We start from the raw sequence: 14,110 nt of genomic DNA, 5'->3' as shown, positions 1-14,110 counted from the left end.
GTGTTTGGGGGGTGGGGGGCGTTGGGGGGGTGTTTTGTGTGTGGTGTTTTTGGTTGTTGGTGTTTGGGGTTTGGGGGATTGGGTATTGGGGATTGAATCAAGATCAAAAGCTTACCCCTCCCCAACTCTCCCCTTGCCTTCGGCAAAGGGAGGGGGCTGAAGCTGCTATTGCGCAGGATGCTGCAGGCCGCGCGAACCACCCCTCCCTTGCGCAACGCGCAGGGGAGGGCCGGGGAGGGGTGCTGTTGCTGTTGCTGTTGCTGTTGCTGTTGCTGTTGCTGTTGCTGTTGCTGTTGCTCAGCTCTAAAGCTTCAACCGCCGATACAAGGTACTGCGGTTAACCCCCAGCCTTTTCGCCGCCAGACTGACGTTGCCATCGCAGGCCGCCAAGGTCTGCCGCATCACATCCAAGGCCAGTTCCTGCAGGCTGCCATCCAACACCGGCTCGGAAGCAACGCGACGCGCCGCCTGATGCAGATACTCCGGCAGCAGTTCCCGATCAATCACCGCACCCGGCTCGGTCAACGCCACCAGGGTGCGCAGGCACGCCGCAAGCTGGCGCAGGTTGCCCGGCCAGTCGTACGCGACCAGCGCACACTCCGCCTCCACACTCAGCACTCGTCCCTGCGCCAAGGGCTGCCACATCGCCTGCAGTAGCTGCGCACGGTCCTGCGCCTCGCGCAGCGGCGACAGCCGCATCACGTGATCGGCGATGCGGTAGTACAGATCCGAACGGAAACGACCTTCGTCCATCGCCTGCTGCAGGTCGCAATGGGTGGCGCAGATCAGCATGAAATCCAGCTTGACCGGCTTGCCGCCACCCAGCGGTGACAGCTCGCGATCCTGCAACACGCGCAGCAGGCGCGGCTGCAGTGCCAGCGGCATGTCGCCGATCTCGTCGAGGAACAAGACGCCACCCTGCGCCTGCCGCAGCAGGCCCTGGCTGCCTTGTCGACGCGCACCGGTGAAGGCACCTTCCTCGTAACCAAACAATTCCGATTCGATCAGGCCTTCGGGCAGGGCTGCACAGTTCACTGCGACGAAGGGTTTGCCGCTGCGACTTCCTTGCGCGTGCAGCGCGCGCGCCGCCACTTCCTTGCCGGTACCGGTTTCGCCCTGCAGCAATACCGGCAGGCCCGCTTCCAGCACGCGGCCGGCACGCAACAGCTGTTCGCGCTGGCCTGCATCGAATACCACGGCGGGCGCGGCGACCGTGCTTGGCATCGGTCGCGCCAGCGGTGACGCGACGCTGGTCGTCCGCGTACGGACTGCCGATGCTGGTGTATCCAACTGACCATGCAGCACGCGACCACTGCGATCCTGCAACATGCCTTCATCGCGCATCCGCGACAGCGGCATCTCGAACAAGGCCTCATACGATGCGCGGCCGATGTCGCCACGTTCCAGGCCGAACAGATGCAGGCCAACGCCATTGGCGGCAACCAGACGACCATTGCGGAAACCGAGCACGGCCTCGCCGGCGGTGCCCAGCAAGGTGCGGTCATGGTGCAGGCGCAATAGTTCGCAATCGCCCAGGCCGTTCTCGAAGAAGCGGTGCTCGATGCGGTTGGCGGCCAACCGCGCCAGGCCCATCGCATGCATCTGCTGCACGCTGGCCGGCCCGCTGATGTCGAGTACGCCGGCCAATTGCCCGTGCGGATCGTGGATCGGCATCGCCGAGCAGCTGAGGATGCCGTGCGGTGCGTAGAAGTGCTCGCCGCCGCGGACTTCCACCGCGCGGCCTTCCACGATCGCGGTGCCGATGGCATTGGTGCCCACCGCCGATTCGCTCCAGCACACACCCGGCATCAAGGCCACGCGTCCGGCTTTGTCGAGGAAGCCGGCGCTGCCCTCGGCATTGAGGATCCAGCCGCTCTCGTCGGTCAGCAGCACGATGCTGCCGGTGCTGGCGGTGTGTGCAGCCAGCCCATCCAGCTCGGCGCGCGCCAGCCGCCACAAGCGTTCATGGCGCTCGCGCAGTTCGCGCAGGTTGTGGCCGGGCAGGGGTTCCAGCGCAGGTTCGGCATCCACCAGCAAGCCGCTGCGCTGGCAGCGCCGCCACGACTGCAGGATGGTGTCGGGCACGGTGCCCACGGGCGTGGTGCCGCGCTCGAAGAACGAGCGGCGGGCGTTGCCCACGCGATGTTGCAGTGCCAGTGCCATGACCGCTCCTGTGTCGCATTTTGCGACAGCTGTTCAAACCACTGTTCCGATTAACACCACACCGGAGCGGGCGCTGCAATCACCTGCCGTTTCGCAGCGCAGCAAATCTGCACGTGGATTTCCGCCGCCAGTGGCTTTTCATCGTGCCGCAACGCAACAGGCGGAACTTGGCATCGCTCTTGCGCCTGTTGTAGCCACCGCCACACACGCGGCCCACACACCGCTGAACCGGAGATTCCACAGATGAACGCAGTCCTGTCCGCCAAACCGCATGCCACCGATCCGCAGTCCCTGTTCAAAGCCCGCTATGGCAACTACATCGGCGGTGAATGGGTGGCCCCGCGCAGTGGCCAGTATTTCGACAACACCACGCCGGTCACCGGCAAGGTCTTCACCCAGGTGGCGCGCTCAAACGCCGAAGACGTGGAGCTGGCGCTGGACGCCGCGCACGCCGCCAAGGACGCCTGGGGCAAGCGTTCCACCACCGAGCGCGCCAACATCCTCAACCGCATCGCCGACCGCATCGAGGAAAACCTCGAGCTGATCGCCCATGCCGAAACCTGGGACAACGGCAAGCCGATCCGCGAGACGCTCAACGCCGACGTGCCGTTGATGGCCGACCACTTCCGCTACTTCGCCGGCGCGCTGCGCGCGCAGGAAGGCAGCCTGTCGCAGATCGACAACGACACCGTGGCCTATCACTTCCACGAACCGCTGGGCGTGGTCGGGCAGATCATCCCGTGGAACTTCCCACTGCTGATGGCGGCGTGGAAGCTGGCACCGGCACTGGCCGCTGGCAACTGTGTGGTGCTGAAGCCTGCCGAGCAGACCCCGGCCTCGATCCTGGTGTTGATGGAAGTGATCGGTGACCTATTGCCGCCGGGCGTGCTCAACATCGTCAACGGCTTCGGGCTGGAAGCCGGCAAGCCGCTGGCCAGCAGCCCGCGCATCTCCAAGATCGCCTTCACCGGCGAGACCAGCACCGGCCGGCTGATCATGCAGTACGCCAGCCAGAACCTGATCCCGGTGACGCTGGAACTGGGCGGCAAGTCGCCGAACATCTTCTTCGCCGACGTGATGGCCGAGGACGATGATTTCCTCGACAAGGCAGTGGAAGGTTTCGTGATGTTCGCCTTCAACCAGGGCGAAGTCTGCACCTGCCCGTCGCGGGTGCTGATCCAGGAGTCGATCTACGAGAGGTTCATCGAGCGCGCACTGGCGCGGGTAGCGGCGATCAAGCAGGGCAATCCGCTGGACCCCAACACCATGGTGGGCGCACAGGCTTCGCAGGAGCAGCTGCAGAAGATCCTGTCCTATATCGAGATCGGCAAGGCCGAGGGCGCCGAGGTGCTGATCGGTGGCGAGCAGAACCAGCTCGGCGGCGACCTCGCCGATGGCTTCTATGTCAAACCGACCGTGTTCAAGGGCCACAACAAGATGCGCGTGTTCCAGGAAGAGATCTTCGGGCCGGTGGTGTCGGTGACCACTTTCAAGACCGAGGAAGAAGCGCTGGAGATCGCCAATGACACCTTGTACGGCCTCGGTGCCGGCCTGTGGAGCCGCGACGCTTCACGCCTGTACCGCATGGGCCGTGCAATACAGGCAGGGCGGGTGTGGACCAACTGCTATCACGCCTATCCGGCCCATGCCGCGTTCGGTGGCTACAAGCAGTCGGGCATCGGCCGCGAGAACCACAAGATGATGCTCGACCATTACCAGCAGACCAAGAACCTGCTGGTCAGCTATTCGCCGAAGAAATTGGGCTTCTTCTGAACCAGGCCCGGGTCAACCCGGCCGCGACTGGCCGGGCGTGATCTGGATCAAGGCGCCAAGTCCAGCTTGGCGCCAAGCTGGACTTATCCCCCGCAAAGGAGATCGATTGATGGACAAGACGATGAAGGCGGCAGTAGTCCGCGAATTCGGCAAGCCGCTGGTGATCGAAGAAGTCACCGTGCCGCGCCCGGCCGCTGGCGATATCCTGGTGAAGATCGAAGCCTGTGGCGTCTGCCACACCGACCTGCATGCCGCCGAAGGCGACTGGCCGGTGAAGCCCAATCCCCCGTTCATTCCCGGCCATGAAGGCGTTGGCCACGTGGTCGCGGTCGGTGCGGGCGTCACCCACATCAAGGAAGGCGACCGCGTCGGCATCCCGTGGCTGTATTCGGCCTGTGGCTACTGCGAGCACTGTCTGGGTGGCTGGGAAACCCTGTGCGAAGCGCAGCAGAACAGCGGCTACTCGGTGAACGGTGGTTTCGCCGAGTACGCGCTGGCCAATGCCAATTACGTCGGCCTGCTGCCCAAGGAAGTCGGCTTCGTCGAGATCGCACCGATCCTGTGCGCAGGCGTCACCGTCTACAAGGGTCTGAAGGTCACCGACACCAAGCCCGGCGACTGGGTGGCGATCTCAGGTATCGGCGGCCTCGGCCACATGGCGGTGCAGTACGCCAAGGCGATGGGCTTGAACGTGGCCGCGGTGGATATCGACGACACCAAGCTGGCCCTGGCCAAGCGCCTGGGCGCCAGCATCACCGTCAACGCCCGCAACACTGATCCGGCCGCCTTCCTGAAGAAGGAGATCGGCGGCGCGCATGGCGCGCTTGTTACCGCGGTATCGCCCAAGGCCTTCGAGCAGGCGCTGGGCATGGTGCGGCGTGGCGGCACGGTCTCGCTCAATGGCCTGCCGCCGGGTGACTTCCCGCTGGACATCTTCGGCATGGTGCTCAACGGCATCACCGTGCGTGGCTCCATCGTCGGCACCCGCCTGGACCTGCAGGAGTCGCTGCAGTTCGCCGCCGATGGCAAGGTCGCCGCGACGGTGAGCACCGACAAGCTGGAGAACATCAACGACGTGTTCAAGCGCATGCATGAAGGTGCGATTGAAGGCCGCGTGGTGCTGGACTTCAACGCCTGACCGCGACCGGCCAGCACATCCGCACCTCCCCCGGGGTGTGCTGGTCGGGTTGCTTTTTTGTGGTCAAGCAAGTTTTGCCGAGCATGGCTCGGCACTACATCAGCGGCAATACCGGCTTTGTGGGAGCGGCGTCAGCCGCGAAGCTGATGGACTGGCAGATCATCGCCTACAAAAATTCATGCTACGGGGAAAGCCTCTGCCGAGCATGGCTCGGCACTACATCAGCAGCAACACCGGCTTTGTGGGAGCGGCGTCAGCCGCGAAGCTGATGGGCTGGCAGATCATCGCTCACAAAAATTGATGTTGCTGGGAAAGCCCCTGCCGAGCATGGCTCGGCACTACATCCCGGCCCCACATTGGTCAGCGTGCGTGCACCGCTGCTACCGGCATGCGGTCCAGCGCCAGCCATGCATCTTCAACAAGATCCCGCACCTGTTCCCAGCGCAGCCGTGAGCCGCCGCGTGCCTGTTCCCAATGCTCGGCCAGTTCCACGTCGGTATCACCGCTGCCACGCGGCCAATCCGCTGCATGCGTGGCCAGCGCAAATGCATAAGCCGGCTGCAGATCCAGCCAACCGCGCGCGCCGCGCCGACGCCGCGCATAGTCGTCGAGGCTGTACTGGACGAAATCCTGCGCCACTTCGTCAGCAGCGTGCTGGCTGCGCCTGAGCCGGCCACGCCGCATCAGCTTGGGATCGGCAGCAAACAAGGTTGGCGCGGCGGGATGCTCGATGCGATCGGGGCGGTACATGGCACAACCCTCCCTGTTGGGCGCTCACAGTTACGCCCGGGGCTGTTAGGTGGGGGTGAGCGGGGTGTTTAGATGGTTGTTGGGCTGGGTGCGACGGCAAAAGCAGAGGCGGAAGCAAAAGCAAAAGCACCCCTCCCCAGCCCTCCCCTTCGCTACGCGAAAGGGAGGGGGCAAAGCGCGTGCTCAGCTTGCGACCAAGCCGCTCACCGCGCCCATTGCCATTGCAGGCCCACGGTAAAGGCACGGTCCGGGCCCGGTTCGTAATAGCGCTGGTTGCCGTCGTTGACGATCACCGAGCCGATATAACGCTGGCCCAGCAGGTTATCCACACGGGCGAAGGCGCGCAGCGGCCCGCGTGATGTGCGCCATTGCCGCGCCATCTCCAGGTTCAACAGGCCATAGCCGGCTGCGTTGGCGCTGCCCAGATCGTTGACGCCGATGTCGCTGGCAGCCACCACTTCAGCCGCCCACTGCCATGGCCCCGGCTGCCATTGCCAGCGCGCGAACAGCTGCTGGCGTGGCACACCCGGCAATCTGGTGCCCGCCGCTACCAGGTTGCTCGGCTGGGTGCAGGGCGAGGGCAGGCCGGTACAGGTCAGGTAGGCCTCGCGCACGCTGGCCTGCAACCAGGTATAGGCCAGCTGCAGTTGCTGGTCGCCGACAATCGGCTGCTGCCAGCTCAGCTCGACACCTTGCCGCCGGGTCGCGCCGATGTTGCGGTAGCTGCTGCGGCCACCGCTGTTGGTCGCCACCGCCAGTTCGTCCTCACTGTCGGCGCGGAACAGCGCCAGCTCCAGCCGCGCACCGCTCTGCGCGCGCCATTTGCTGCCGATCTCGTAGTTGCGGGTGCTGCCGGCGGCCAGATCCAGCGCCAGACCTGCGCCGCCATCGGCGCGATAACCCAGCTCGTTGAAGGTCGGCGTTTCAAAACCGCGGCCAGCCGAGGCGTACAGGCGCAGCTCGTCGCTGGCGCGGAACACCAGGCCCGCCACTGGCGTGGTCGCCGAGTAGTCGCGGCGGCCGCTGTCGTCGGGGTTGCTGGCGGTGATGTAGCGGTCGCGCGAACGGAACTGCAGCTCGCTATGGCGCGCGCCCAGCAATGCCGACCAGCGCGGGCTGAACTGCCACCAGGCCTGGGCGAACTGGTCGATGTTCTGCACACGGTCGTTCTGGTCACGGCGCAGCCGGCCCTTTATGCCCAGGGTGCTACCAATGAAGTTCTCGTAGCCGGTCCGGTGCTGCTGCTGTCGGTCTGCGTTTGCACCAATCACCAGCTCCAGCGGCTTGCCGGCGAGCTGCCCGTGCCAGGCCCAGCGCGCGTCCACGCCGCCGTAATCGCTGTCCAGGTCGATCACCCCGCCCGAATGCAGGGGACTGTTCTGCGGCCCCGGCGGGATCGCCAGGAACTGCTCCACCGCGCGCTGCCCGGCATAGCCCATCAGCCGCCAGGTCTGTTGATCACGCTCGACGCTGTAGACCGCGCCCAGCTGGGTCTGCCGCACCGACTTGCGGGTGTTGTACTGGGTGGCTACGGCGGTGGCCTGACGCGGGTTCTCGCGCACCTGCTCCCGGCTCAGGCCCAGCGGGTCCTGTGCATGTGGCGCATCGAAGCCGTTGAACAGCAGCTCCAGCCGCTGGCCTGCCGCCAGATCGAAGCCCAGCCGTGCATTCACCGATTCGCGCCGGGCCGCGCTGTGCGCGCGCCAGCCGTCGGTACGGAAATGGTTGGCCGCCACGTTGTAGTGCATGGCCCCGGCCAAGCCCTTGAGCTGCACGCCGGTGCTGGAGGTGTTGTTGCTGCCAAGGCTGCTGCGCAGCCGCCACGGATCGCCGTCCTGCCCGTCCGCGCTCCACAGCTGCAGCACGCCGCCGGAGGAATTGCCGTACAGCGCCGAGAACGGCCCGCGCAGCACCTCCACCCGGTCGGCGCCGAACACGTTGAAGTGCGAGAGCTGGCCCTGGCCATCTGGCATGGTCGCCGGCACCCCGTCGACCAGCAGCCGCACACCACGCACGCCGAAGGTGGAGCGCGCGCCAAAGCCACGCAGCGAAAGCTGGGTGTCCTGTGCGTAGTTCTGCCGATCACGTGCCAGCAGCCCGGGCACGGCGCCCAGCACTTCGGATACCTGCGCGCCACGGCCATTGCCGTCGGCGTCCAACGCCAGCGTGGTGCTGGAGGAGGGCAGGTCGAAATCGTCCACCGCGTGGACCTTGGCCGCCTGGACCTGCACCCGATCCAGGGTGGTGGCGGGCAGCCCATTGGCCATGGCCGGCCATGCTGCCAACAGCCCCGAGAACACGAAAAACCGATTACAAGTACGCATCCGGCCATCATCCCCGATCTTCGGAAGCGGCGTCATTGCCCCGCGCGCTGAAGTTCCAGCTGAAACCCTACGGCCACGGGGCTCCAGCCCTGTTACGATGATGCGGTTCTGAGCGCGTTTTTGCTGCATCCCGCGCCGAATACCCCCACTCCCCGCCACTGATACGAGTATCGCCGTGTCCTTCTTTGCAAACGTGGAACAGGTACCTGGTGACCCGATTCTGGGTCTGACCGAGGCTTACAACGCTGACAGCCGCACCACCAAGGTCAATCTTGGCGTGGGCATCTACTACGACGAGAGCGGCCGCATTCCGCTGCTGCGCGCCGTCAAGCAGATCGAGCAGACGCTGGCCGCCGAGGCCAAACCGCGCGGTTACCTGCCCATCGACGGCCTGCCGGCCTACACCCAGGCCACCCAGAAGCTGGTGTTCGGCGAAGCGTCGGACCTGCTGGCCGCCGGCCGCGTCGCGACCTCGCAGACCGTTGGCGGCAGCGGTGCGCTGCGCGTCGGCGCCGACCTGCTGAAGCGCCTGCTGCCGCACGCCACCATCGCCATCAGCAACCCGAGCTGGGAAAACCACCGCGCCGTGTTCGGTGCCGCCGGTTTCGACGTGGTCGATTACACCTATTACGACAACGCCGCGCACGGCCTGGACTTCGCCGGCATGCTGGCCGACCTGCAGAAGCTGCAGCCGGGCACCGTGGTGCTGCTGCACGCCTGCTGCCACAACCCGACCGGTGCCGACCTGAGCACCGAGCAGTGGAAGCAGGTTGCCGCGTTGATGAAGGACCGCCAGCTGTTCCCCTTCATCGACATGGCCTACCAGGGCTTCGACAAGGGCATCACCCAGGACGGCCAGGCCGTGCGCATCGTCGCCGATGCCGGCATCGACAGCTTCATCGTCGCCAACTCGTACTCCAAGTCGTTCTCGCTGTACGGCGAGCGCGTCGGTGCGTTGTCGGTGGTGGGTCCGGACGCGACCTCGACCAAGGCCGTGCAGTCGCAGGTCAAGCGCATCATCCGCACCATCTACTCCAGCCCGTCCACCCACGGCGCCGCGCTTGTCGCCGGCGTGCTGAACAGTGGCGAGCTGCGTGGCGTGTGGGAAGCCGAGCTGACCGAAATGCGCGAGCGCATCCACGCCCTGCGTGCCGGCATGGTGCAGAAGCTGGCCGCCCTGGGCGCGCCGGAGTTCGGCTTCATCCAGCAGCAGGCCGGCATGTTCTCCTACTCGGGCCTGAGCAAGGCGCAGGTAGACAAGCTGCGTGACGACTACGGCATCTACGCCGTCGGCACCGGCCGCATCTGCGTTGCCGCGCTGAGCCAGAACAACCTGGACTACGTGGCAAAGGCGGTTTACGACGTCAGCCGCGGCTGATGCAGCGTTGCTGCTGATGTAATGAAAAGCCCGGGGAAACCCGGGCTTTTTTGTGGCTTGAGGGTTGTGGATAAGGTTGTGGAACAAAGGCTTTGGAGCTTTAAAGCCCCCCTCCCCAACCCTCCCCTTGCCTGCGGCAAAGGCAGGGGGCTGAGCTGCAGCCCTCACCATGTCGCGAACTGCAGCTTAGCCCCCTCCCTTGCGCAAAGCGCAGGGGAGGGCTGGGGAGGGGTGCCGTTGCTCCAGCTCCTGCTTCTCCAAAGCCTTATCCACAAGCCCCTGTGGATATCCCGCAGCTACCCCGGCACCACCCAGGTAACCACCACTGCAGTCACCACCATCGCCCCCAGCCCAACCGCCACGCCAGCCCCATAGCGCCCACCACCACTGGCGAACGCGAGCACCGACTTGGCCAATGACGCCGAGGCCAACAGCGCCACCACACCCCAGCGCGCCTGTGCCAATTCCAGCCCACCAGAAGCCGTAAGCCCGGCAATACTCGCCGCCGCCGCGTGTAGTTCACCCAAGGCGGCAATGGTCGCCCCGGCCAAGGCACCGGCCTGCCCGAACAACTGCCGCAGCCCTTCGGACAGCAACAGCACCACCGCAATCACCAGTGCGATCAGCAGGGCGTGCTTCAGCTGGAAGGCCTTGCTGGCCGGCCCCTGCGGCACCGCTTCATCGGCCACATGGCGCAGCCCCAGCGCCGAGCACAACAACAGAACCAGGCACGCTGCCGCCAATGGCCAAGCCGTAGCCTTCAACAACGTCGCCGAACTCGTACCGATAACCGCAGCAAACAACAGCAACGAGGCCAGATTCGCCAACAGCGCGGCCGCCACCGACGGCATCACCAGGGCCGGCGCGGCGCGGCTGCTGCGGCCAAACCCGGCCACTGCCGCAGTCGAGGAAGCAAAGCCAGAAAAGAACCCGGCTACAGGCAGACCCCAGCGCGCGCCCACCGCCCTCAGCGCGATATGGCCGAGCATGCCCACACCCATCACCAGCACCACAATCTGCCACAGCTTGGACGGCACCAGCACGCCCCAGGGATCAACCGCGCTGTCCGGCAGCATCGGCAGCACCACCAGCGCACAGGCGGCCAGCAACAGGGCGTCACGCACCTCCTGATCGCTGATCACCTCCCGGCTCAGCCGCGCCAATGGCGCCTTCGCCCACAGCAGGATCGCCACCACCACACCCAGCGCCGCGGCCAGCGCCTGCTGCTGCATGCCCAGCCCACCCAGCAACACAGTTATCAACAGGGCGATCTCGCCGGTCAGGCCCGGATCTTCGCGCGAGGTGACGCGATAACTGGTCCAGGCCAGCGCCGCCACCGCCAGCAGCGCGACCACGAACACCGCCTGACCGAGCATCAGTGCCGCCGCACCCAGCAGGGCGGACAGCGCATGCGTGCGAACCCCGGCCTGCAGGCTCTTGCGCCCGCCGTGCTGACGCTCGCGCACCGCGCCGATCAGCAGGCCGATGCCCAGGGCGGTCAACAAACCATGTGTGGCCTGGTTCCAATCCATCGTGTTCTCCAGCAAGGCCCTGAATGGTACGAGGCCTGTGGATAAAACCAATACCCACGGACTTATCCACATCTCATTCCAATCTGGAGTTATCCCCAAACGTTTGTGGATAACCCCGATGCGCCCGCCATGGCGGGCTTTTCATCGCCGGAACCAGTACACGCCGCTCTGGCCGGCAGGCGCTGTCCAGATTTGTCCACAGGAAGACAAAATCTGGCTGCGACTCGCTAAAAGTGGAGCCAGCCGCGACAATAGCGCCCCTTTCGTCTGAAGGTAGTTGCCGTCCATGTCCCGTACGTCGCTGACCCGTTTCCTGATCGAAGAACAGCATGCCAAGCGCATCAACGCCGACCTGCGCCAGCTGGTGGCCGTGGTCGCCCGCGCCTGCACCAGCATCTCGATCGCCGTCAGCAAGGGCGCCCTGGGCGGCGTGCTGGGCGATGCCGGCACCGGCAACGTGCAGGGTGAGGCGCAGAAGAAGCTGGACGTGATCTCCAATGAGATCCTGCTTGAAGCCAATGCCTGGGGTGGCCATCTGGCCGCCTGCGCTTCCGAGGAAATGGACCACAGCCAGCCAGTGCCGTCGGAATACCCGCTGGGCGACTTCCTGCTGCTGTTCGATCCGCTGGATGGCAGCTCCAACATCGATGTGAACGTCTCGGTCGGCACCATCTTCTCGGTGCTGCGCTCGCCCAAGGGTGTGGATAAGCCGGGCGACGAGCACTTCCTGCAGCCGGGCACCCAGCAGGTCGCCGCCGGTTACTGCATCTACGGGCCCAGCACCATGCTGGTCCTGACCGTCGGCCATGGCACCCACGCCTTCACCCTGGACCGCGAAACCGGCGAGTTCGTGCTGACCCAGCGCGGCATGCAGGTGCCAACCGACACCAAGGAATTCGCCATCAACATGTCCAACCAGCGCCACTGGGAAGCGCCGATGCAGGGCTACGTGGCTGACCTGCTGGCCGGCAAGGACGGCGTACGCGGCAAGGACTTCAACATGCGCTGGATCGCCTCGATGGTCGCCGACGTGCATCGCATCCTGACCCGCGGCGGCATCTTCATCTACCCATGGGACAAGAAGGACCCGTCCAAGGCCGGCAAGCTGCGCCTGATGTACGAGGCCAACCCGATGTCGCTGCTGGTGGAGCAGGCCGGCGGCGCCGCCACCAATGGCCGCGAGCGCATCCTCGACATCGCCCCGACCCAGCTGCACCAGCGCGTACCGGTGTTTCTCGGCTCGAAGAACGAAGTCGCCGAAGCCACCCGCTACCACCGCGAGCACGACCTGCAGGGCTGACCGTCTGCTCCCTCCCTTTGGCCGCAGGCCAAGGGGAGGGCTGGGGAGGGGGGCTTTTGCGGCCTTTCAAGCCATATCGGGAAAGCGGCTTTACCGATAACCCTCCTGTAGTGCCGAGCCATGCTCGGCAAGGGCACTACCGGTACAGCCCCTCTGCCGAGCATGGCTCGGCACTACACATGCGGGTCGCTTCAGGCCACCATCGGCGGACATGCACTGCGAGGCTGCCGATGACTGCTGTTGATTTCATTGAGGTCTACGACAACGCCCTGTCCGCCGACGACTGCGCGGTCATCGTCGAACGTCTGCGCCACAGCACCCAGCTCAAACCCGGCCAGGTTGGCAGCGGCGTGTTCCCCGAACTCAAGCGCAGCCACGATCTGCGCATCAGCGGTAACGACGGCTGGCGCGATGTCGAACAGCGCCTGCAGCAGGCGGTGTTCAACGGCATGCTGCAGTACCTACGGCGTTATCCACAGGTGCTGATTTCGCCCTTGATGCTGCAGGTACCCGATGCGCAAGGCCAAGCGCGCCGCCTGAGCGCAGATGATTTCCAGGGTATGGACGATGCCGCGCTATCCGAGCTCGCGCGCACCTGCCTGCGCCCCGGCGCGATCAACCTGCAGTGGTATACGGCGGGCGAGGGCGGCTATCCCTACTGGCACTGCGAGCTGTTCCCGCGCGACCCCAGCGGCGAAACCCTGCACCGGCACCTGTTGTGGACGCTATATCTCAACGACGGTTTTGAAGAGGGCGAAACCGAATTCCTGTTCCAGCAGCGCAAGGTGGTACCGCGCACTGGCAGCCTGTTGATCGCGCCTACGGCATTCACCCATACCCATCGCGGCAATCGCCCGCAGGGTGGGGACAAGTTCATCGCCACGAGTTGGATCTTGTTCCAGTCAGCGCAGCGTTTATATGGCGAGCCGACAGGAACCGGTGGGACATGAGATTCCTCCCGCTTGCTCTGACTTCTCTGTTGCTGTCAGCCTGCGCTTGTCCGCCGCCGCCAGCGATGAAACAAGCCGCACCTGCGGTCAACAGCTTTTGTGAGCGCCACATCGGTGTTGCTCAACCCGTTTCCCTCGGCGAGCTCCTCACAAACGGCCAGGAGTACGAAGGGCGTGCTGTCTCTGTTTCGGGGTATTACTCACATGGCTTCGAATACTCCGCGCTGTATTCGGATGCAGGCGTTGATATCTACGCGCGTGATTACACCAAAGGCATTTGGATTGATGGCCTTTCACCTCTCCAAGCCGACCCGGAAACTCATGTACTTCTAACAGGCGTCTACACAAAAAAAACAGGAGGTCATTTGGATAAATGGCCAGGCAGTCTCTGCGTTGTGCAGGTACGACCTGCATCCTGAGCAGTGCGTTTTGGTAGACCGGAGCCATGCTCCGCTGGGACGTTAGGAGTGACCAATGTGGGAGCGGCGTCAGCCGCGAAGCTGATGATCAATCCAAGCTGGAGATACTGGCAACTTCATTGCTATCGGCTTCGCGGCTCACGCCGCTCCTACAAGCTGCATCACGCTCGGCTGGAGCTTTACCGGCTGGCCAACCGCTGTAGGAGCGGCGTCAGCCGCGAAGCTGGTGATCACTCCAATCTGGAGATGCTGGCAACTTCATTGCTATCGGCTTCGCGGCGGACGCCCCCCCCCCAACCCCAGCGGCCCCCCGGCCCCCCAGGGTACGGCCGACACGTGGGGGGTATGAAAAATAGCCAGTGAGGGGCCGCGTGGTGGGGGGG

Annotated in this window: 11 protein-coding genes; 7 read left to right on the top strand and 4 right to left on the bottom strand. The window is 65.0% G+C overall.

Annotated features, from left to right (window positions below; all coding sequences use genetic code 11):
• Window positions 1–303 precede the first annotated feature (303 nt).
• On the bottom strand, window positions 304–2,163 hold the full coding sequence (locus tag ACVOLI_RS18465) for a sigma-54-dependent Fis family transcriptional regulator (protein ID WP_481615500.1): 1,860 nt from the start codon (window positions 2,161–2,163) through the stop codon (window positions 304–306).
• 243 nt (window positions 2,164–2,406) lie between these two features.
• Between ACVOLI_RS18465 and adh the strand changes: the two genes are divergently transcribed.
• From adh to ACVOLI_RS18450, 3 genes are all read left to right on the top strand, one after another.
• On the top strand, window positions 2,407–3,936 hold the full coding sequence (gene adh / locus ACVOLI_RS18460) for an aldehyde dehydrogenase (protein WP_481615499.1): 1,530 nt from the start codon (window positions 2,407–2,409) through the stop codon (window positions 3,934–3,936).
• Between the two features lie 109 nt (window positions 3,937–4,045).
• Entirely contained in the window at window positions 4,046–5,074 is a 1,029-nt protein-coding gene (adhP, locus tag ACVOLI_RS18455; protein WP_481615498.1) for an alcohol dehydrogenase AdhP, read from the top strand.
• Window positions 5,028–5,375 (top strand): hypothetical protein, encoded by a 348-nt coding sequence (locus ACVOLI_RS18450; protein WP_481615497.1) that lies wholly within the window; start codon window positions 5,028–5,030, stop codon window positions 5,373–5,375. The genes adhP and ACVOLI_RS18450 overlap by 47 nt, the downstream gene beginning before the upstream one ends.
• A gap of 59 nt (window positions 5,376–5,434) precedes the next feature.
• Here ACVOLI_RS18450 and ACVOLI_RS18445 read toward each other — a convergent pair whose 3' ends face one another.
• Window positions 5,435–5,758, bottom strand: coding sequence for a hypothetical protein (locus ACVOLI_RS18445; protein ID WP_303750102.1), 324 nt, complete (start codon window positions 5,756–5,758; stop codon window positions 5,435–5,437).
• Between the two features lie 269 nt (window positions 5,759–6,027).
• Window positions 6,028–8,148, bottom strand: coding sequence for a TonB-dependent receptor family protein (locus ACVOLI_RS18440; RefSeq protein ID WP_481615496.1), 2,121 nt, complete (start codon window positions 8,146–8,148; stop codon window positions 6,028–6,030).
• 175 nt (window positions 8,149–8,323) lie between these two features.
• Here ACVOLI_RS18440 and ACVOLI_RS18435 point away from each other — a divergent pair, with 175 nt between their 5' ends.
• On the top strand, window positions 8,324–9,526 hold the full coding sequence (locus tag ACVOLI_RS18435; RefSeq protein ID WP_481513385.1) for an amino acid aminotransferase: 1,203 nt from the start codon (window positions 8,324–8,326) through the stop codon (window positions 9,524–9,526).
• Between the two features lie 296 nt (window positions 9,527–9,822).
• Here the strand turns inward: ACVOLI_RS18435 and ACVOLI_RS18430 are convergent, their stop codons facing one another.
• The gene (locus ACVOLI_RS18430; protein ID WP_481615495.1) at window positions 9,823–11,058 is read right to left on the bottom strand and encodes an MgtC/SapB family protein; all 1,236 of its coding nucleotides are present in this window, start codon (window positions 11,056–11,058) and stop codon (window positions 9,823–9,825) included.
• A 286-nt stretch (window positions 11,059–11,344) separates the two neighbouring features.
• Between ACVOLI_RS18430 and ACVOLI_RS18425 the strand changes: the two genes are divergently transcribed.
• From ACVOLI_RS18425 to ACVOLI_RS18415, 3 genes are all read left to right on the top strand, one after another.
• On the top strand, window positions 11,345–12,358 hold the full coding sequence (locus ACVOLI_RS18425; RefSeq protein WP_481615494.1) for a class 1 fructose-bisphosphatase: 1,014 nt from the start codon (window positions 11,345–11,347) through the stop codon (window positions 12,356–12,358).
• A 230-nt stretch (window positions 12,359–12,588) separates the two neighbouring features.
• Window positions 12,589–13,308 (top strand): 2OG-Fe(II) oxygenase, encoded by a 720-nt coding sequence (locus tag ACVOLI_RS18420; protein ID WP_481615493.1) that lies wholly within the window; start codon window positions 12,589–12,591, stop codon window positions 13,306–13,308.
• Window positions 13,305–13,727, top strand: coding sequence for a hypothetical protein (locus tag ACVOLI_RS18415; RefSeq protein WP_481615492.1), 423 nt, complete (start codon window positions 13,305–13,307; stop codon window positions 13,725–13,727). The genes ACVOLI_RS18420 and ACVOLI_RS18415 overlap by 4 nt, the downstream gene beginning before the upstream one ends.
• Window positions 13,728–14,110: the final 383 nt, after the last annotated feature.

The organism is Stenotrophomonas sp. STEN029 (genome assembly GCF_056760015.1).
Note: the sequence above shows the minus strand (reverse complement) of the source record. Positions and strands in the feature narration are given on the sequence as shown.

Coding starts and splice junctions, on each gene's coding strand:
- ACVOLI_RS18440 (WP_481615496.1), bottom strand. CDS start 8,148: ATGCGTACTTGTAATCGGTTTTTCGTGTTCTCGGGGCTGTTGGCAGCA.
- ACVOLI_RS18430 (WP_481615495.1), bottom strand. CDS start 11,058: ATGGATTGGAACCAGGCCACACATGGTTTGTTGACCGCCCTGGGCATC.
- ACVOLI_RS18465 (WP_481615500.1), bottom strand. CDS start 2,163: ATGGCACTGGCACTGCAACATCGCGTGGGCAACGCCCGCCGCTCGTTC.
- ACVOLI_RS18425 (WP_481615494.1), top strand. CDS start 11,345: ATGTCCCGTACGTCGCTGACCCGTTTCCTGATCGAAGAACAGCATGCC.
- ACVOLI_RS18445 (WP_303750102.1), bottom strand. CDS start 5,758: ATGCGGCGTGGCCGGCTCAGGCGCAGCCAGCACGCTGCTGACGAAGTG.
- ACVOLI_RS18450 (WP_481615497.1), top strand. CDS start 5,028: ATGAAGGTGCGATTGAAGGCCGCGTGGTGCTGGACTTCAACGCCTGAC.
- adh (WP_481615499.1), top strand. CDS start 2,407: ATGAACGCAGTCCTGTCCGCCAAACCGCATGCCACCGATCCGCAGTCC.
- adhP (WP_481615498.1), top strand. CDS start 4,046: ATGGACAAGACGATGAAGGCGGCAGTAGTCCGCGAATTCGGCAAGCCG.
- ACVOLI_RS18420 (WP_481615493.1), top strand. CDS start 12,589: ATGACTGCTGTTGATTTCATTGAGGTCTACGACAACGCCCTGTCCGCC.
- ACVOLI_RS18415 (WP_481615492.1), top strand. CDS start 13,305: ATGAGATTCCTCCCGCTTGCTCTGACTTCTCTGTTGCTGTCAGCCTGC.